The following is a 19,037-nucleotide window of genomic DNA, read 5'->3' as shown; positions in this document are numbered from 1 at the left end:
CCGCGGTGGTCAGCCGACGACCTGCCACCGGGCCAGCTGCGCGGCCGGCCAGCCCGTGTTCCCGCTGAACCGCAGCCGCAGGTGGCGGGCGCTGAACCCGCTGGGCAGGGTGACCGTCACCGAGTTGCCCGCGGCCGGGTCGAACACGTACCCGGTCGCACCGAGCACCGAGCTGAACGTGGAGCCGTCCACGCCCGCCTCCACCGCGATGGTCTGCGTGCGGCGGCCCCACGCCGGGTTCGGCGGCAGGCTCAGCACCATCCGGCGCGGCGCGGCCACCGCGCCCAGGTCGACCCCGATCCACTGCGGGAACGCGCCGTTCGCGCTCTCCCAGTAGGTGTTCGGGTCGGCGTCCACCGCGAGCCGGCTGTCGTAGTGCTGGGTCTGGCTGCTCTGGGTGGTCGGCCGACCCGCCGCCAGGTCGCGCTCGACCGGTGGCGTGTCGGACAGCACCGGCTTCGTCGGGCGGATCGCCGTCAACGCGATCTGGCCCTTGAGCATCCGGCCACCGTCGCCGGTCAGGCGCAGGTAGTAGTCCGAGGAGCAGCGCGTGCCGTCCTCGTCCAGCGCCAGGAAACCGGAGCCGACGGGGATCCCGGCCTGCGTCTCCGGCGTCTTGGCGATCTGGTTGGCCTCGTTGTACTCGTCGAACATCGAGATGTAGATGCCCTGCACGCCGAGGCGGCACATGTTGTAGAACTGCCGCCACATGAAGTCGCCGTGCGCCCGGTGCCGCCGGGACAGGTCGCCGGGCAGCACGCACGGCTGGTAGTCGATGCCGAGCCGGGCGCACTCGGCCACGTCCGGCGAGTTGACGTTCGCGTGGAAGTTGTCCGCGTCGGCGACGCTGCCGATCCGGCCGACCATCCACGGCGAGATCATGTGGAAGCTGCGGTAGACCTGGGCGAAACCGGGCCGCGAGTCCTCGATCTCGCGCCGCCAGTGCGTCGGCACGCCGCCGATCAGGTACACGCCCTGGCCCTTGAACCAGTCGATCACGTCCTGGCACTGCTGCGGGGTGAACGGGCGGCCCGGGTCGTTGAAGCCGAAGCCCCAGACGCACACGACCGGCTTGCCGTTCTGCCGCGCGTACATCGGTGACGAGGTGTACGCGCGCATCTTCTCCGTCCAGTCGGCCTTGATCTCCGACTGCATGTTCGTCCAGTTCGTGACGTCGTACATGACGTAGAACTTCACGCCGTGCGCCTCGGCGGCCCGCCGGACGTGGGCGGTGACGGCGTCGCGGATCGGGCCCTCGCCGCCGGTCGGGTTGAACCGCTGGAGGGCCGCGGTGTCGCAGCCGTACTCGCGCATCCAGCGGAAGTGCACGTCCACGGTCTGGTAGTCGTAGTTGGAGAAGACCGTCGCCGGTTGGCCGTTGCCCAGGGAGCCGAACGCCGTCGGGTACTTGGCGGTGTAGTCGGTCATGTCCGGCCACGACATGAGGGCGTGGTTGGTCGGCGACGGCGGCTGGCCCCAGTTGTCGCTCCAGTGCCACCAGCCGTTGACGGGGGAGTTGTCGCCGCGGGCCGCGAACCAGCCCTGGTAGCCGACGGTGATCTTGCCGACCACGTCGCCCGGTGGGCTGGCCGCGACCGCCGGGGTCGACGTGGTGGAGGCGAGGGCGGAGGCGGCCAGGGCCGATCCGATGAACGTCCTGCGTGACAGGGGCACCGCACGCTCCTTCGTTGGAGGGACGGCATCAGCATGCAAGAAGTGAGCAGCATCACGCAATAATCTGACAAACCGGGATTTGTGGGCCGGACCGGGACTACGGCAGCCCGGCCAGCAGCGCGGCGGCCTCCCGCGGTCGGACCAGGAAGCCCAGGTGGCTGGTGTCGAGGCTGCGCACGTCGAACGGGTTGTCCGGGAGCAGCGCGTCGGCCTCGCGGATGAACCGGTCCTGCAGCCCGACCGGGATGGAACGGTCGCCGGTCACGCGGACGTAGGTGTGCGGCAGTCGCGCCCACGCGTCCGGGTCGACGCGGTCGTCGCCACCGTCCAGGCTCTCGTCCGGCTCCAAGGTGTTCAGCGCGGCCAGGAACTCCGCGTCCGTGCCGTCGGCGAACATCGCGGTCTTCAGCTTGGCCAGCAGCGCCGGGTCGGCGGTGCGCCAGTTCATCCGGAGCACGCCCAGCTCGGCCGGGTTGCCCGCGAGCAGTCCCGCGCCGAGGTCGTTGAGCGCGCTCGACGCGTACTCGGGCTCCTGCATGTACCCGCCGACGCCCAGGTCGACGCAGCACCACGCGGTCACGTACACGACCCGGTGCAGCAGCTCCGGCACCGCGTTCGCCACCCCGGTCAGGGTCATCCCGCCCCGGCTGTGCCCGACGAGGACCACCGGGCCGTGCTCGCCGGCCCTCCGCACGACGTCGATCACGTGCGCGACGTCGTCGGCGTGGGTCGCGCCCTTGAGCCCGGCCGGCGCGGTCGCCAGCGCGGCGGGGTCCTGCGGCGCTTGGTAGGAGGTGGCGAACGTGGCGTCGAAGCCGTGTCCGGGCAGGTCGACGGCGAGCGCGCGCCGGCCGAGCAGGGTCAGTTCGCGGAGCAGGGGCGAGAAGTGGAACGAGTTGCTGTTGGAGCCGGGCACGAAGACGTAGATCGCGTTCATGCAGTGATCCTCACATTCGGCCGTGACCGGGCCAGCAGCACACCGGCGACCACCACCACACCGCCCACCAGCGTGTTCCACCCCACGTGCTCGCCGAGCAGCACCGCGCCGATCGCCGTCGACCACAGCGGCGTGACGTAGGTGACGGTCGAGGCGACCGCCGGTCCGGCCGCTCTGATGACGTCCAGGTTCAGCACGTAGGCCAGCCCGGTGCCCGCCGCGCCGAGCACGAGCAGCGCCACCGCCGCCGACGTCCCCGGCCACGACGGCGTGCCGCCCAGGACCGGCGCGACCACCGCCAGTTGCAGCGTCGCGCAGGTGATCTGCACGGCCGACAACGCGCTCGCGCTGTGGTCGCCGCCGGAGAAGAACCGGCGGGTGTAGGCGAACCCCGCGCCGTAGCACGCGGTCGCGGCCAGGCAGGCGAGGCTGCCCCCGAGCACGTCGCCCGCCAGCCCGCGCCACGCGCCCAGCACCACGAGCACGCCCGTGAAGCCGACCAGCAGCCCGACCACCCGGGCCCGCGTCATCCGCTCGCTCGGCACGACCAGCAGCACGAACACCAGCGTGGTCAACGGCGTGGTGGCGTTGAAGACACCCGCCAGCACCGAGCTGACCTGCGTCTCGCCGTGCGCCAGCAGCGTGAACGGCACCGCGTTGAGCAGCAGCGCGACCACCGCCGCGTGACCCCACGTGCGCCGGTCCAGCGGCACGGCCGCACCCCGCGCCAGGCAGATCCCCCACAGGGTGAGCGCGCCGAACAGGCAGCGCGCCAACGCCACCCACACCGGGGCCACGCCGGCGTCCACCGCCACCTTGATCAACGCGAAGCTGCCGCCCCAGATCGCGGACAGCAGCACGAACTTCCCGGACGTCTGCACCGGGCGAGGATCGCCGCACCTGCGAGGATGAGTCCAACAAGTGACGCACCCCTACCCATGAGAGTTGTTCATGGCCCTGAACCTCGCGCAGCTCCGCGCGTTCCTCGCCGTGGTGGACGAGGGCGGCTTCGGCACGGCCGCCGACGCGCTGGGCCTCACGCAGTCCGCGGTGTCGCACGCGGTGGCCGCGCTCGAACGCACCCTCGGCCACCCGGTGCTCCTGCGGCGCGGCAAGCCGCGACCGACGGCGTTCGGCGCGCAGGTCGTGGCGCACGCCCGCGCCGCGGTGGCCGCGTCGGTGGCGATCACGGACCTCGCCGCGCGGCACGGCGGCGCGGCCAGGGGCACGATCAAGCTGGCCGCCCCGCCGACCGTGTGCCAGGGTCTGCTGCCGCAGCTGATGTCCCACTGGGAGTCGGAGTTCCCGCACGTGCGGGTGCGGGTGTTCGAGGGCGAGGACGACGAGGTCGCCGAGTGGCTGGCCAACGGCACGGTGGAGATGGCGGTGGCGGTCGACCCGCCGCCCGGCGCGGGCGTGCTGGTGGGCGAGGACGCGTTCCACGCCCTGCTGCGCACCGACCACCCGTTGGCCGGGGTGGGCGAGGTCGACGTGGCGGACCTGGCCGACGACCCGTTCCTGCTGTCGTGCGGCGGGTGCGAGCGGCACGTGCGGCAGGTGCACGCGGGCCTGCCGTTCGACCCGCTGCACCGGGTGCGCGAGCTGGGCACGCTGCTGGCGATGGTGCGGGCCGGCGTCGGCATCTCGATCGTGCCGGGCCTGGTGGCGTCGATGCTCGTGCCGGGGTTGGCGCTGGTGCCGCTGCGGCCGAGGGTGGTGCGCCGGCTGGTGGTGGGCGGGCCGCCGGGCCGGGAGTGGCACCCGGCCGTCACCGCGCTGGTCGACGCCGCGCGGGAGCGTGATCACCGCCGAGTCGACCCCCGCGGAGTTTGATCTCTCTTGGGCGGGCAACTCCACGGCCATGACGAGAGGCACGCGAGCGGCGCTGGTGCTCGGCCTGGGGATCGGCGGGTTCGTGGACGGCATCGTCGTGCACCAACTGCTGGGCTGGCATCACATGCTGTCCGGTTGGCACCCCGACGACCCGCACCTCAACACCCGGGCCGACGGGCTGTTCCACCTGCTGTGCCTGGTGCTCGTGGTGGTCGGCGTGGCCATGCTCAACCGCGCGGGCACGCTGCCGCGCCGGGTGCTGTGGGGCGGTGCGCTGGCCGGGTGGGGTGTGTTCAACCTCGTGGAAGGCGTGGTCGACCACCTGGTCCTGGGCGTGCACCACGTGCGCGGCGGCCCGCACGAGCTCGCCTACGACCTCGGGTTCCTCGCGCTGGGCGCGGTGCTGGTCGTGGTGGGCCTGCTCGTCGCGCGGGAGCGGGTGGGCCGGTGAGCGGCGTGCGGAAGCGACTGCGCCGGGCCGCCGAGGACGTGTTCGGGTGGGCGGAGCTGCGCGACGAGCAGATCGACGCCATGGAGCAGGTGCTGGCCGGGCGGGACGTGTTCGTGGTGCTGCCCACCGGCGCGGGCAAGTCGGCGATCTACCAGGTGCCCGGTGTGCTGCTGGACGGCCTGGTCGTCGTGGTGTCGCCGCTGATCGCGTTGCAGCGCGACCAGGTGACGGCGTTGCGCGCCGCGGGCGCGCCGACCGCCGCCCTGGTGAACTCCGCGCAGTCCGATGCGGACAACGACGCGACGTGGGCGGCCGTGGGGCGCGGCGAGGTGCGGTACCTGTTCGTCTCGCCCGAGCAGCTGGCCAAGCCCGACGTGCTGGACCGGGTCGGCCGGCCCGCGTTGGTCGTCGTGGACGAAGCGCACTGCGTGTCCGCGTGGGGCCACGACTTCCGGCCCGACTACCTGCGGCTCGGGTCGGCGGTGGAGCGGCTCGGCCGGCCGCCCGTGCTCGCGCTCACCGCCACGGCGGGCACGACCGTGCGCGAGGACGTGATCGCCCACCTGGGGTTGCGCGACCCGGTCGTCGTGGCGGTCGGGTTCGACCGGCCCAACCTGTCGCTGGAGGTGCGCGCGTTCGTCGAGGACGACGGCAAGCGGCGAGCGGTGCTCGACTGGGTGCGGGAGGCGCCGAAACCCGGGCTGGTCTACGTGGCCACGCGCAAGGACGCCCGCCGGTACGCGGAGGAGCTGGCCGCCAAGGGGGTGGGGGCCGAGCCGTTCCACGCCGGGATGAAGGCCGCCGAGCGGGAACGCGTGCAGGACGCGTTCATGCGCGGCCGGGTGGACGTGGTGGTGGCCACCTCGGCGTTCGGCATGGGCATCGACAAACCGGACGTGCGGTTCGTCGCGCACGCGTCCGCACCCGGCTCGCTGGACGCCTACTACCAGGAGATCGGCCGGGCGGGGCGCGACGGCGAACCGGCCGAGGCGGTGCTGTTCTACCGGTCGCAGGACCTGGGGTTGCAGCGGTTCCTGCGGTCGCGGCACGTCGACCGGGACGCCTTGGCCGACCTGGCGGCGTGCGTGCGCGACCACCCCGGGCTGAGGATCACCGAGCTGGCGCGGGAGAGCGGGCGGTCCCGCCACCGGGTCACCTCCGGGGTGAACCTGCTGGAGCGGGTGGGCGCGGTGAAGGCCGCCAAGTCCCGGTTCCGGCTGGTGGGCGAGCCGGGGCGGGCGGCCGACCTGGCGGTGGAGGAGGCGGACCGGCTGCAACGCCTGGACCGGTCGCGGATCGAGGTGCTGCGGGCGTTCGCGGAGACCCGGGCGTGCAGGCGGCAGCACCTGCTGGGGTACTTCGGCGAGGTGCTGGAGCGGGCGTGCGGCAACTGCGACACGTGCGCGCGGGGCGAGGCGGGCACCGGTGTGTCGGCGAACCCCGAGTACCCGGCCCAGTCGCGCGTGCACCACCGAGAGTGGGGTGCCGGCACGGTGGTGCAGAGCGAGACCGACCGGCTGACCGTGCTGTTCGAGCAGGTCGGGTACAAGACGCTGTCGCTGGAGGCGGTGCACGCCGCCGACGTGCTCGGTCGACACCCCGTGGACTGATCAGTCCACAGTGGACAACCGGTTCGCCGGCGCCGGCCGTCACGGCCGCCTTCGGGACCGTGCTCGCGCCCACCGCGACCGCGGTCACCTACACCGGCGAGCTGACCGACGAGGGGCCGCTCAACCGGCTGCGCGAGCGGTTGCTGTGGAACTTCCCGGACGCCACCTCGGCAGGGATCGGCGGCACGGCCCAGTTCCAGGGCAGCGTGCTGGTGGGCAACCCGGCGAGCACGACGACGGTGACCGTGCCCGGCCTGGCCGGCCGCTTCTTCACCACCACCCCGACCACCACCACGCCGACCGCCGCGGCACGCCCCGGTGACGACCACGACTCCCTGGCGGGCACCGGCGTGGACGTCGTCCGGCCCGCGCTGGTCGGCGGCCTGCTGCTGGTCGCGGGCGCGACGGCGCTGACCCTGGTCGCGCGCAGGCGGCGCGGCTGACGCCCCGGACCGGCGCACGACCGGCCCGGGGCGCCGGGCGCTACCCGCGGGTGATCTTGTAAGCGCGGATCACGGTGTGCTCGAACGTGTTGCCGTCGCTGTCGGCGCCGGACGCCCTCAGCGAGACGTACCCGGCCGCGTCGGGGTGCCGCACCAGGGCGGCCCCGCCCGCGACCGGCGCCCGCCGCCAGCTCTTGCCGTCGTCGAACGACACGTCGACCCGGACCTGGCCCACCTCGCCGTTGTCCGCGCCGTCCTGCTGCTCCACGACGAGCGGCACGCTCAGCAGCCGGCCGGCGGGCGCGCTGCCGTCCGCGTCGAGCTCCGGGTTGAACCGCACCACCGACAGGGGCAGCCGCCGGCCCTGGCCGTCGGGCAGCGTCGCCATCCGGAACGTCCACGCGCCGCTGACCCTGGTGGTCAGCTCGTGCGCCGCCGGGTCGCGGACGACGTCGTGCTCCACCCGGTAGCGGCCCTCGCCCTCCGGCACGGTGAACTCGCCCCACTGGTCGCGGATCTGGCCGACCAGCCGCCCGTCCCGGTACACCGAGGTGCGGGCCGACTCGTGGCTGCCCCGGCCGAGGTTGCCGTCGCGGTCGTTGATCAGCGGGATCTGGGCGGTGACCCGGTCCTCGTGCACGCCGAGGTAGGTGGCCGAGTAGCCGGACAGGCCGGGGCCGAGCACCGGGCGCCCGAACCGCTCCGCGTGCTGCTCGCCCAGCCGGTAGGTGCGGTTGAACGAGGAGTAGTCGGCCTCGGTCCGGTACTGGGGCGAGAGCCGCTGGAAGCCCCAGCTCCAGGTGAGCCGGTCGGGCGTGACCAGGTCGACCACCGCGCCGCCCGCGGGCACCGGCAGGCCCACGGACCAGCCGCCCGAGCCGTCCGGCGGGCTGGCGTTGCCGCTGTGCAGGTACTGCCGGTCGGCCGGGCCGGGCGCGAACGTGGTCCGCACCTCGGCCAGTTCGGCCCTGGTCGGGGCGCGGGTGTAACCGGTGGGCACCGCGCCCTGCGCCATCCAGCGGAACCGGTAGTGCGTCGGCGTGCCGTCGACCGGCGGGCTCTGGAACTGGGCGCCGATCGAGACGGTCAGCTCGTCGTCGGTCAGGGTCGGGCCGACGTGGCCGAGCGTCATGTCGCCGAAACCGCCGATGAACGCCGTGTTGAGCACGACGCGCCTGCCGTTGAGGAGCCGGGAGACGTTGATGTCGCCGATCATCGGCACCGCGGCGGGGTCGGGCGCGGTGACCTGCACCGGCCGGGCCACGCGGGCGTCGAAGGTGTAGCGGGTGTGGTCGGCGTCCACGGTCAGGACCGGCTGGGCGAGCACCGCGGTCTTGGGCCACGCGCGGATGACCGCGCGCGCCATGTACCGGCCCTTGGGGACGCGCGCGGTAGCGGTGCCGTCGGGGCCGTACAGGTTCTCGTAGACGTCGTTGTCCATGCCGACGAGCGCGGTCGAGTTGTCCAGCGCCGGGTTGCCGTCGGCGTCGATGTTCTCGATCGCGATGTCGTAGCTCTCGACCTCGCGGGCGAGGCTGACCGGGACCCGCGTCGGTCCGCCGACCAGCGCGCCGGCGAAGACGCCGTCGACCGCGCCGACCCTGGTGTCCGCGGTGACGGCCACCGCGGTCGTGCCGCCCGCGGGCACGGTCACCTTCGACGGGGTCACGGTGAGCAGGCCGGCTGGCGCGGCGGCGCCGTGGGGGCCCCGCAGCTCGGCGGTGAGGTCGAACGTGACCGGCTCGGCGCCGCTGTTGCGGTAGGTGACGGTCTTGGTGACCGGCGTGTCGTCGTGGTGCGGCCACAGCTGCTCTTCGAAGGTGACGCTCACCGGTGTGGCGCCGACGTTCGCGGTGATCGCGCGCGTCAGGTCCACCCGGCCGGTGCCCTGGTCGAACACGGACAGCCCGGGGTTCGGCTTGGCGGAGGCCATCAGGACGGCCTTGAGCTGCGCGCCGGTCCAGTCGGGGTGCCGCTGGGCGAGCAGGGCGGCCGCGCCCGCGACGTGCGGCGTGGCCATCGAGGTGCCGGACAGGGAGGTGTGCCGCCTGCCGACGGGCGTGCCGAGGGTGCCCTCGGCGGCCTTGGCGGCGACGATGTTCAGGCCGGGCGCGGTGATGTCGGGCTTCACCGCGTCGTCGCCGTTGCGCGGGCCGCGGCTGGAGAAGTGGGCGAGGTCGTCGTCGTGCCGGACCGCGCCCACGGTGAGCGCGGCGTCGGCGCTGCCCGGCGAGTCGATCGACCTGGACCGCCCGCCGTTGCCCGCCGCGACGACGAACAGGGTGCCGGTCTTCTCGGTCAGCTCGTTGACCGCGGCTTCGAGGGGGTCGATGCCGGGCGAGTCGTAGCCGCCGAGGCTGAGGTTGACGATGTCCGCGCCCTCGTCGACGGCCCACCGCACACCGGCCAGGATCGCCGACTCGGGGCAGCCGTTGGCGCCGCAGACCTTGCCGTCGAGGATCCGCGCGTCGGGCGCGACGCCCCGGTAGGTCCGGTCGCCGCTCGCGATGGTGGCGGCGACGTGCGTGCCGTGCCCGGTGACGTCGGTGGTGTCGGGGTCGTCGGTGAAGTTGCGCTCGGCGACCTCCTTGCCCTTGAGGTCGGGGTGCGCGCCGTCGACGCCGCCGTCGAGCACGGCGACCCGGACGCCCTTGCCGGTCAGGCCGGCCTGCCACGCGGTGGGCGCGCCGATCTGGGCGGTGGAGCGGTCGAGGGACGGGCGGAGCACCCCGTCGAGCCACACCTTGGTCACGCCGGGGTCGGCGAGCAGGTCGCGGAACACCGCGCCGGCGTCGGCCTTGGGCGCCCGGGTGGCCAGGGCGCCGGGCAGCGCGCGGGCGGAGCGCAGGCCGGTGGTCGGCGTGCCGGTGACGATGAGCGGCACGTCGTCGCTGCGGGCGTCGTCGTAGCCGGCCTCGATCAGGCCCGTCACGTCGAACAGCCGCGGGTCGAGCTTGCCGGTGGCGACGCCCTTGAGCGCGTCCTCGGGCACGACGGTCAGCCGACCGTCGCGGTGGGTCGAGTGGAAGGTGATCCTGTCGCGGCCGGGACCGGGCCGGAGCGACCCGACGGCCTCGCCGGTCACCACGACCCGGTCGCCGGTGACGAGCGTGACGGTCCGCGGCTGGACGCCGGTCCCCGCGGCCGGGCCGGCGGCTCTCGCGGGGGCCGCCGGCTCCGCGCCGGCCACCCCCGTGACCGGTGCGGCGACGAGCCCCACCGCCAGGACGGCGGCTCCCAGTGCTCTACCGCGCTTTCGTGGTCTGGACACACGTACCTCCCGGATTCGGCGCGCGCGATGGATCGCGCGGTCCGGGGGCGTCGCAGACCCGCGGTGGCGGTGGACCGGAAGGTGACGATGCCCCCAACGCCTCGACGCTAGCCACCCGTCACGGTGCGGTCAGCGTCTTTTGGAAGGGTGTTCCGCCACCCGAATGCACCATCGGCGGACTGTGCGCGTTCACCCGGGAAGGCCGCCGGACCCCACCCGCGCGGTGGACGCGGCGGCGTCCGGGGCCCACGGGCACGGCGGCCGGCGTGACGTCCAGCAGTGACGCGGGAGCGGGTCGCGGGTCAGGTCGAACGTGACCCGTCCTCGCCGACGACCGCGGCGCGGGCGGGCGCGGTGGCCGCCCGCGTCTCCTTTGGCGTGCGGAGGGAGAAGGGAGGTGTCGCCGCGGCGCCGCCCGGCGAACCGCGTGAGGGAGCCGACGCCCTCGACGGGCGCGTTGCACTCGCGCGCGATCTTCGTGGCGCACCACCGGACTTCCGCGCTAGCCCACCTCCGCGTTCACCGGCATGCCGGTGACGGGCCGGCCGATGGCCGACGCGATCGCCGCCGCGGCCGGTGGGTAGGCCAGCTCGCCCAGGCCGCCGACGGGCGCGTCCGACCGCACGAGCACCACGTCGATGTCCGGCGCCTGGTCGATGCGCGCCCACGCGTAGTCGCGGAACGAGGACTGCACGACCCTCCCGTCCCGCACGGTGATCTGCGCGCCCGACACCGTGGACAGCGCGTCCATCACGCCGCCCTCGACCTGCGCGCGCACCCCGGACGGGTGCAGCACCGGACCCACGTCGACGGCCGCGGTGACGCGGCGGACCCGGCCTTCGGAGGCGTCCGCGACGATCGCGATCACCGAGCCGTAGTCGTCGTGGCACGCCACGCCCCGGGTGGAGCCCGGCCGGACCGCCCCCGCCCGCGCCGCCGCCGCGTCCAGCGCCCGCCGCAGCCGCGAGTCGGCGGGCAGCAGCCGCCGCCGCAGGTCCACCTGGTCGAGCCCGGCGCGGTGGCCGAGCTCGCTGAGGAAGTTCTCCTCGGCGTACTGGAAGTGCCCGGCGTACACCGCCCGCCAGAAGCCGGTGCGCAGCGGCGCGGCCCGCAGCGCCACGTCCACCCGGCCCGGCACGGCGTACGGGAAGTGGTCGCCGGCGGCCTTGACGACGGCGGGGTTGTCGAAGAACGGGAAGACGGTCAACGGCCAGGTCGCGACGCCGTGCGCCCGCCACGTCGGCACGCCGGACGCGTCGACCGCGGCGGACAGCCGGTGCACCGACATCGGCCGGTACGAGTCGTGCCGCATGTCGTCATCACGGGTCCACAGCACGCTCACCGGCGCGCCCGCGACCCGTGAGCAGGCGACGGCCTCCAGCACCGGGTCGGACTCGATCCGCCGGCCGAACGCGCCGCCGGCCAACGTCGCCTCGACCCGCACGTCCGCTTCGGCCAGCCCGAGCTGGCCGGCCAGTGCCCGTCGCAGCGAACCCGGGTCCTGGGTGGGCGCCCACACGGTGAGGCCGGTGGCGGTGAGGTGCGCCGTGGCGTTCATCGGCTCCATCGGCGCGTGCGCCAGCAGCGGCAGCTTGTAGGTGGCCTCGAACACCACCGGCCCCGGCGCGGTCGGCACGGCGGGCAGCGCGGCCTCCAGGTCCGCGAGCCACTGCCTGCTGTCCGCGGTCGGCGTGCCGCCGCGCCACGTCACGCGCAACGCCTCACGTCCGCGCAGCGCCTCCGGCACCGACCGGGCGATCACCGCCACCCCGCCCTGGCCGGACGTCGCCGGGTCCAGCGTCGTCACCGCGACCACGCCGGGCACCGCCCTCGCCGCGCGGTCGTCCACCGCGTCGACCAGCGCGCCGATCCACTGCGGACGGAGGACGACGGCGACCAGCGCGCCCGGCGGGCGGGTGTCGATGCCGTACCGGGCCTTGCCGGTCACGACCGCCTTCGCGTCCACCCCGCCGGCCCTGGTGCGGCCGAGCAGGCGCCACCGCTCCGGCGGGGTCAGCGTCACCGGCACGGTCGCCGGGTCCACTGCCGCCGCCTCCCGCGCCAGGTCCCCGTACCGCAGCACGCGCCGCCCGTGGCGGACCGCGCCGTCCCGCGCGGAGCACTCGTCGACGGGCACACCCCACCGGCGCGCGGCGGCCGCGACGAGCAGGCACCGGGCGGTCGCGGCGGCGCGGCGCATCGGCTCGTGGAGCCGGCGTGCGGAGGAGGAGCTGCCGACGCCCTGCGAGCCGAACCGGGCCGGGTCGCCGTGCGCCTGCTCCAGCCGGACGTCGTCCAGGCCGACCGCCAGCTCCTCGGCGACCAGCAGCGCCACCATGGTGCGCACGCCCTGCCCGGAGTCGGGCGTGGGCACGGTCGCGGTGATCCGGCCGCGCTCGTCCACCCGGACGAAGACGTTGGGCGCGAACTCCTCGGCGGCCTCGGCCGCGCCGGGCAGCGCGATGGGCGCGGACACGACCAGCACGCCACCGAGGAACGCGCGTCGGCTGATGCTCACCGCTCACCCCGCTTCAGCTCCGCGGCACGCCGGACGGCCGCCCGCACCCGCGTGTAGGTGCCGCAGCGGCACACGTTGTCGCGCAGGGCGGCGTCGATCTCGGCGTCGTCGGGGTCGGGGTTGGCGGCCAGCAGCGCGACCGTCGACATGATCTGACCCGCCTGGCAGTAGCCGCACTGCGGGACGCCCAGCTCCAGCCAGGCCCGCTGCACCGGGTGGTCCCCGTCCTCCGACAGGCCCTCGATGGTGGTGACGCGCTTGCCGCGCACCTCCTCGACCGGTGTGACGCACGGCCGTGCCGCCTGACCGTCCACAAGGGACGTGCAGGCCCCGCACGCGCCGACCCCGCAGCCGTACTTGGGACCGAGCAGGCCCAGTTGTTCCCGCAACGCCCACAGCAGCGGCGTCTGCGCGGGCAGGTCCACCTCGCGCCGCTCGCCGTTGACGTGCAACCGGTATCGCCCCACCGCGGACCCCTCACGTTCGGCTGCCCTCATCGTGCTGGCGCGTGGACCAGCCGGCAATCATTCGTCCAGTCGCTGGGCGGCGGTCCGGGTACGGCCGTCAGGCGGTTGCGCGCGGGACTCGGCGGCAGGGCGCGCACGCGCTTCGGCCGCCGGCGCGGTGCGGCGGGCCGGGGTCGGCCGAGTCGGGCTATGAAACGTTTCACTCCTGTGCGAGAGTCGTGGTCCGCCGCCGTCCCGTCAACCGATCCCCGAGGTCTTCGATGAGGAAGGCACCACTCGCGGCGGCCGTCGTGCTCGCCGCGTCCCTGGTCCAGCCCGGCGTCGCGGACGCCGCGCCGGGCGTCACCCTGTTGCCCGACACGCTGCTCGACCAGTCGGCCCTCTACTTCGTGTCCTACGACGGCCTGGTCAACAACAACGCGTTCCAGGACGCCCTGATCACCTACAACGGCCACCAGTACGCGGCCTGGTACACGGCCGGCCGCAACGCCGTGATCGCCCGGCGGGCGTTGGGCGGCAGCTGGGAGAAGGCGGTGCTGCCGCACCGGCTGAGCGCCGACGACTCGCACAACGTGATCTCGCTGGGCATCTCGCCGCAGGACGGCACCCTGCACGTCGCGATGGACACCCACGACACGCGGCTGCACTACTCGAAGTCCGTGGCGGGGCTGGTGTCGCAGCCCGGATCGCACCCCTGGTCGCCGTCGGTGTTCGGGACCGTGCAGCGGACCCTGGGCGGCGTCGAGCTCGGCGCCATGACCTACCCGCAGTTCGTGGTCACGCCGGAGGGCGCGCTGCAGTTCAGCTTCCGCACCGGCAGGTCGGGCAACGGCGTGAACGAGCTGGCCGAGTACACCGGCGGCGCGTGGCGGAAGCTGGGCGGGTGGTCGTCGGCCACCGGCAGCTACACCGGGCCCAACGGGGTCGTGTCCACGACCCGCAACATGTACCTGCACGGCCTGACCTACAACCGGCGCGGCCGGCTGCACGCGGCGTTCACCTGGCGCGAGGGCAACTCGGGCGTGCTGTGCAACCCCGGCGGGCTGACCAACCACGACACCGGGTACGTCTACAGCGACGACCGCGGCCGGACGTGGCGCAACGCGGCGGGCGCGGTCGTCGGGACCACCGGCGGCACACGCGTGTCGGTCGGCTCGCCGGGACTGGTCGCGGACCCGCTCGACCCGAACCACGGCCTGATGAACCAGGAGGGCCAGGGCGCGGACTCGACGGGCACGCCCCACGTGGTGATCAGCTACGTGCCGGGCCGGTTCACCCAGTGCGTCTCGAACTACGCGCAGCAGCGCACCCGGTACGGCCGGACGTTCCACGTCGTGCGCGGCTCGAACGGCGCGTGGACCAAGCGGGAGGTGCCCGTGGCGCCGGGCAGCACCCAGCGGACGAAGCTCGTCTTCGACCGCGCCGACAACGCCTACCTGGTGATGCCGCGCGGCCGGATCGTGTCGGCGAGCAAGGCCAGTGGGTGGACCGACTGGGCGTTGGTGTTCGACCAGCCGTCGATGAACGCGTTCGGCGAGGTCAACGTCGACACGTCGAGGCTGGCCGCGGACGGCGTGCTGTCGGTCCAGTACCAGCAGCGCTCCAGCGGCACCACGCCGTCGCCGATCCGGGTGGCCGACTTCCGCCTGGGCTGAGCGGCGTCCTCGGGCACGGCGGCGCCGTCGGCGGCCGCCGTGCCCGAGGGCCGTGTCGAGAGGCCGGGCTCAGTACCCGACGTAGCCGGTGCCGGCGTTGATGCCGACGAGACCGGGGTGGTTGCCGAAGCCGCCGTAGCGCGCGTAGGTGTAGCGGACGCCCGCGATGATGTTGTCGACCGGCGCGTAGATGTCGTCGTACCCGGCCAGCTTGTACGTCTGGAACGTCGGGTCGATGCACTGCATCAGGCCCTTGGAGGGTGTGCCGCGGGCGGCGTTGGAGTCCCAGGTGTTGACGGCGTTGGGGTTGCCGTTGGACTCCTTGATGATGATCGTGTAGATCTCGTCGACGCTGCTCTCGTCGATCGCGGTGCCGTTGGCGGCCAGGACGCCGATCGCCTCGCGGATCCACCCCTCGACCTGGCGCTGCTTCGGCGGCTTGCGGGCCTCCTCGGCGTCGCGCGCCTCCTGCGCCGCCTTCTCCTCGGCCGCCTTGCGCGCCGCGTAGCCGTCCTGCGCGATGCCGCTGGCCTGGTTGAACGTGTGCAGCGCGGTCAGCTGCTCCTGGCGGATGATCCGGGCGGTCTCCGAGCCGAGGTCGACGGCGTGCACCGTGTCGACCTTGCCGGTGCGCACCGTCTCGTCCGGCACACCGCCGAGGTCCGCGCCACCGGCCACCGGGCTGAACGTCCCGGTCATCGCGTGGGCCGCGGCCCCGGCGCCGGAGACGATGCCGACGGCGACCGCGACACCGGCGATGCGGCGCGGGAGGACCCGCTCGGCCTCTGCCCGGTGCGCGCCCTTGTAACCGGGCGGCGGCGGGGGTACCTGGAACGTGGTCTGCCCACGTTTGTTCTTGTGACGGACGTGCCGAGCCAAGGGTGCAGCCTCCTGCGGTCGGGGAACTCCGTCACCGGACCTGGCGGGGGATCCAGGCGGACGTGGGCCGTGTCGGGGGATGTCGGGCCCGTGTCCCTTCGGTGATGGAACCGTGATCTGCGGCCGAGAACGTAACCGTTCGTGTTTTGCGGAGGCAAGGCATGGACGTTAATGGGTGACACTCGTCACGTTTTCCGGGAGCAACCACGACCGACTGTTGCAGAGAGTGCCACTAACGGGTGAGGACGGTAACGGTGGTGGATCAAGGTGGACCTGAACGGCCTAGACGCGCGTCCTCACCGCCGCACCGCCGGTGCCCGCCGGGGCTCGAAAGAGGGTGACGGCGGACGGTGACGTCCGTTCCCGCGCTCGCCGCAAGAGTGCGGTGACGTGCGGCGACAGTGCCGGAACCGCCCGAACCGGACTGTCCGGACGGCTAAGGTCGGAAGTCCTGCGTCACGCCGGAGAGGGCGGGACGAGGCTGGTCCGCGAGGAGTCCGGTGGCCGAACACGGTGCTGGGGAACGATTATCGTCGGTCGACGTCGTGGACGAGCTGGTGAAGCTCTTGCAGGACCTCACCGAACGACCGCGGTTCGGGGAGCTGCCCGGCCGCCGGGCGGGCGCGCGGGTGAGCGGCGACCGGGGCATCCCGCTGGTCTGCCTGGTGCGCGGCAAGCCCGCCGACGGCCTGCTCCCGGCGCTGCAGGCCCACCTGCGCGGCGCGCACCCCGGCCGGGTGCCGCACGCCTACCACCGCTTCCCCGACGCGACCCCCGGTGTCGAACCGGCCGAGACCAGCACGCTCGAAGCGGTCGGCTCGGTGCTGGTGCGCGTCGCCCGTGACCTGGCGCACGGCGCGAACGACCGCTACGGGCGGCACGAGTTCCGCCGCTTCGAGCTCGTCTACTGGCTGATGAACCAGCGCCTGGACGGCGCCGACCCCGAGTCGGCCGTGACCCTGCTGACCCGGCTGCGGGAACGGGACCTGGGCCGCCGCAGCGGCGACGACCTCAAGGACGTGCTGGACGACGCCGCCGGGACCGCGCCGTGGTGGGTGCGGCTGGTGGTGCGGCTCGTGCCGTCCTTCCTGTTCCGGGCGAAGCTGCGCGGGCTCGTGCCGGGCAGCGAGTACCGGTGGCTGCTGCGCCAGCCCTACCTCGCGCCGCACGACCCGGGCACGTTCATCGGCTTCGCCGAGCGGCTGACCTCCGCGCTGGTGCCGGGCCAGAGCGCCGAGCCGCGCGAGGACACCGGCCAACTGGCCAAGCTGCTGGTCAACGCGTTCCTGGAGGACGTGCGCCGCGCCTACCGCCGGTCGTGGTGGCGGATCAGGTCGGCCCGCCGCACCGTGTACCCGGTCGTGCTGCTGGACGGCATCCGCCGCGACAACGGCGGCTACGCCGTGCTGAAGATCATCAACGACGTGCGCAACGACACCGGCGCGTTCGACCCGCTGGTGATCATCAGCGGCAGCGCCAAGGTCCCGCCGGACGCGGAGACCACCGCCGAGCGCGAACCGGCTCCGGTGAGCCAGGCGAGCCACGCCTACGAGACGTGGGCGCGCAAGCTGGCCACCGACAGCCGGGGGCGCCGGCCCACCGCGTGGTTCCTGCCGTTGCAGGTGCCCGACGTGCGCGTCGTGCGCGGCGAGGTGCCGCCCACGGCCACGCTGTCCGTGCGGCAGGCCCCGGTCTGGTCGCGCACGTCGGTGCTCGTGATCGTGGTGCTGCTGCTGGTCGCGTCGGTGGCCGCGGTCGGCTACCGGCACGTGCGCGACGTCGTCGCGGCGAACGAGTCGTGGCGCTACGAGCACTGCGGGCTGGACCGCGACAACCTCGACGCGCACACCCTCAAGCGGATCGGCGACGACTGCGTCGGCGTCACCACGGGGCAGGTGCCGCTGTTCGGCCAGGCCGACAGCGAGGACCTCACGCGCTTCAACCGCGTCCAGGACCTGATCGTCCGGCAGAACCGGCTGGTGCTGGAAGCGCACGCGCGCGACCCCGGCCGCCCCTACGCGACCGTCGTGTACGTGTCGGCGATGGGCACGGCCCGTGACGCGCTGGCCAGCAACACCGCCCGGCTCGTCGGGGTCGCGGCCAGGCAGGCGCGGCAGCTCGACCGGACGGACTCCGACGAGCCGCTGGTCCGGATCCTGCTCGGCAACGCCGGGTCGGCCATGCAGCACGGCGACGCGGTCGCCGGCACGCTCCGGTCGATGCTGGAGAAGGACAAGAGCATCATCGGCGTGCTCGGCATGGCGTTGAGCAGCACGCCGACCAGGAACACGATCACCGTGCTCGGCGAGGTCGGCCTGCCGGTGGTCGCCGCGACCCTGTCGGACGACGCGATGCCCACCGCGTCGCGGATGTACTTCCAGATCTCGCCGACCAACGACCGCCAGGCGCAGGTCGCGGCGCGGCACGTGCGCGCGGCCTACCCCGACAAGCGGGGCGTGGTGATCGTGCACTCCAGCGACGAGGCGGACTCCTACGCGGCCAACCTGCGCCTGGACGTGGCGGCGCGGTTCGACGAGCAGGGCCTGCGGGTGCGCGAGGAGCCCTACCAGCCGTCGTCGGCGGGGCAGGGCTCCGACGCCAGGCGGCTCGGCCAGTCGCTGTGCGAGGTCGGCGACGACGAGGTGGTGTTCTTCGCCGGCCGGCCCGCGGACTTCGGCAAGCTGATGGACGGGGTGAGCGCCGGGTGCAAGGGCGACCCGCCGGCGCTGCTCGCGGGTGACGACATCGCCCGCTACGCCGCCGACGACACGTTGCGCGGGCAGCACCCGGAGATCCCGTTCGAGTACGTGTCGTTCGCGATCGGGGCCAAGGGCTGCGCGGCGGCGACGGAGATGAACCAGGCGTTGCGGGTGCTCGTGCCGGAGGAGTGCGAAGGTGGCGCGAACCCGTCGCTGGACGGGCACGCCGCGCTGACCTACGACGCCCTGTACCTGTTCGTGCACGCCATGATCCAGCTCGGGGACATCCCCGTCTCACCCGGCCACATCTGGAAGGAGATGAGCGACGTGGGCGGCCCGCTGGCGCTGTCCGGCGAGAGCGGCGTGATCGACTTCAGCGGCGGCCAGGTGCCGATCGACAAGTTCCTGGCCGTGCTGCGGGTCGCCGACGGCAGACCGCCCACCGTGCTGGCGTCGTGCGGCGAGTACCCGAACCGCAGCGACGTCGACCTGCGCCGCGCGGCGTGGTGCCCCACCACGCCGCGCTGAGGCGTCACGCGTGGTGGGCGCGGGCGGCGCGGAGGCCGTCGGCGAGCCAGGCGCCCGGATCGGGCCGGCCGG

13 protein-coding genes are annotated in these 19,037 nt (G+C 73.8%); 6 read left to right on the top strand and 7 right to left on the bottom strand.

The window, feature by feature from the left end; all coding sequences use genetic code 11:
• Positions 1 to 9: 9 nt before the first annotated feature.
• The 3 genes from EDD40_RS08920 to EDD40_RS08910 all read right to left on the bottom strand — a co-directional run bounded on the left by EDD40_RS08920 (position 10) and on the right by EDD40_RS08910 (position 3,492).
• Entirely contained in the window at positions 10 to 1,674 is a 1,665-nt protein-coding gene (locus EDD40_RS08920; protein ID WP_123742479.1) for a glycoside hydrolase family 99 protein, read from the bottom strand.
• A 97-nt stretch (positions 1,675 to 1,771) separates the two neighbouring features.
• Complete coding sequence (locus EDD40_RS08915) at positions 1,772 to 2,611, bottom strand: alpha/beta hydrolase (protein WP_123742478.1); 840 nt, start codon at positions 2,609 to 2,611, stop codon at positions 1,772 to 1,774.
• Positions 2,608 to 3,492: a DMT family transporter gene (locus EDD40_RS08910; RefSeq protein WP_123742477.1), complete on the bottom strand. Its 885-nt coding sequence runs from the start codon at positions 3,490 to 3,492 to the stop codon at positions 2,608 to 2,610. The genes EDD40_RS08915 and EDD40_RS08910 overlap by 4 nt, the downstream gene beginning before the upstream one ends.
• A gap of 70 nt (positions 3,493 to 3,562) precedes the next feature.
• Here EDD40_RS08910 and EDD40_RS08905 point away from each other — a divergent pair, with 70 nt between their 5' ends.
• Genes EDD40_RS08905 through EDD40_RS08890 form a run of 4 tightly spaced genes read left to right on the top strand, consistent with a single transcriptional unit; the run spans position 3,563 to position 6,948 of the window.
• On the top strand, positions 3,563 to 4,444 hold the full coding sequence (locus EDD40_RS08905; RefSeq protein WP_123747874.1) for a LysR family transcriptional regulator: 882 nt from the start codon (positions 3,563 to 3,565) through the stop codon (positions 4,442 to 4,444).
• Between the two features lie 28 nt (positions 4,445 to 4,472).
• Positions 4,473 to 4,895 (top strand): DUF2243 domain-containing protein, encoded by a 423-nt coding sequence (locus tag EDD40_RS08900; RefSeq protein ID WP_123742476.1) that lies wholly within the window; start codon positions 4,473 to 4,475, stop codon positions 4,893 to 4,895.
• Complete coding sequence (locus EDD40_RS08895) at positions 4,892 to 6,505, top strand: RecQ family ATP-dependent DNA helicase (protein WP_211348120.1); 1,614 nt, start codon at positions 4,892 to 4,894, stop codon at positions 6,503 to 6,505. Before EDD40_RS08900 ends, EDD40_RS08895 begins: the two co-directional genes overlap by 4 nt.
• Before the next feature lie 59 nt (positions 6,506 to 6,564).
• Positions 6,565 to 6,948, top strand: a complete 384-nt coding sequence (locus EDD40_RS08890; RefSeq protein WP_246037561.1) for a choice-of-anchor A family protein — start codon at positions 6,565 to 6,567, stop codon at positions 6,946 to 6,948.
• Between the two features lie 40 nt (positions 6,949 to 6,988).
• Here the strand turns inward: EDD40_RS08890 and EDD40_RS08885 are convergent, their stop codons facing one another.
• The 3 genes from EDD40_RS08885 to EDD40_RS08875 form a co-directional block, all read right to left on the bottom strand.
• Entirely contained in the window at positions 6,989 to 10,219 is a 3,231-nt protein-coding gene (locus EDD40_RS08885; RefSeq protein ID WP_123742475.1) for a S8 family serine peptidase, read from the bottom strand.
• Between the two features lie 502 nt (positions 10,220 to 10,721).
• Positions 10,722 to 12,737, bottom strand: coding sequence for a xanthine dehydrogenase family protein molybdopterin-binding subunit (locus EDD40_RS08880; protein WP_123742474.1), 2,016 nt, complete (start codon positions 12,735 to 12,737; stop codon positions 10,722 to 10,724).
• Complete coding sequence (locus EDD40_RS08875; RefSeq protein WP_123742473.1) at positions 12,734 to 13,234, bottom strand: (2Fe-2S)-binding protein; 501 nt, start codon at positions 13,232 to 13,234, stop codon at positions 12,734 to 12,736. Before EDD40_RS08875 ends, EDD40_RS08880 begins: the two co-directional genes overlap by 4 nt.
• A gap of 230 nt (positions 13,235 to 13,464) precedes the next feature.
• On the opposite strand from EDD40_RS08875, the gene EDD40_RS08870 reads away from it, so the two are divergent.
• The gene (locus tag EDD40_RS08870; RefSeq protein WP_123742472.1) at positions 13,465 to 14,859 is read left to right on the top strand and encodes a BNR repeat-containing protein; all 1,395 of its coding nucleotides are present in this window, start codon (positions 13,465 to 13,467) and stop codon (positions 14,857 to 14,859) included.
• Between the two features lie 69 nt (positions 14,860 to 14,928).
• Here the strand turns inward: EDD40_RS08870 and EDD40_RS08865 are convergent, their stop codons facing one another.
• Positions 14,929 to 15,738, bottom strand: coding sequence for a transglycosylase SLT domain-containing protein (locus EDD40_RS08865; RefSeq protein WP_123742471.1), 810 nt, complete (start codon positions 15,736 to 15,738; stop codon positions 14,929 to 14,931).
• 500 nt (positions 15,739 to 16,238) lie between these two features.
• Between EDD40_RS08865 and EDD40_RS41580 the strand changes: the two genes are divergently transcribed.
• Complete coding sequence (locus tag EDD40_RS41580) at positions 16,239 to 18,965, top strand: ABC transporter substrate-binding protein (protein WP_170185008.1); 2,727 nt, start codon at positions 16,239 to 16,241, stop codon at positions 18,963 to 18,965.
• Positions 18,966 to 19,037 lie beyond the last annotated feature (72 nt).

The sequence above is a fragment of the Saccharothrix texasensis genome, assembly GCF_003752005.1.
GTDB classification, from domain to species: Bacteria; Actinomycetota; Actinomycetes; order Mycobacteriales; family Pseudonocardiaceae; genus Actinosynnema; species Actinosynnema texasense.
Note: the sequence above shows the minus strand (reverse complement) of the source record. Positions and strands in the feature narration are given on the sequence as shown.

Coding starts and splice junctions, on each gene's coding strand:
- EDD40_RS08915 (WP_123742478.1), bottom strand. CDS start 2,611: ATGAACGCGATCTACGTCTTCGTGCCCGGCTCCAACAGCAACTCGTTC.
- EDD40_RS08905 (WP_123747874.1), top strand. CDS start 3,563: ATGGCCCTGAACCTCGCGCAGCTCCGCGCGTTCCTCGCCGTGGTGGAC.
- EDD40_RS08900 (WP_123742476.1), top strand. CDS start 4,473: ATGACGAGAGGCACGCGAGCGGCGCTGGTGCTCGGCCTGGGGATCGGC.
- EDD40_RS08875 (WP_123742473.1), bottom strand. CDS start 13,234: ATGAGGGCAGCCGAACGTGAGGGGTCCGCGGTGGGGCGATACCGGTTG.
- EDD40_RS08870 (WP_123742472.1), top strand. CDS start 13,465: ATGAGGAAGGCACCACTCGCGGCGGCCGTCGTGCTCGCCGCGTCCCTG.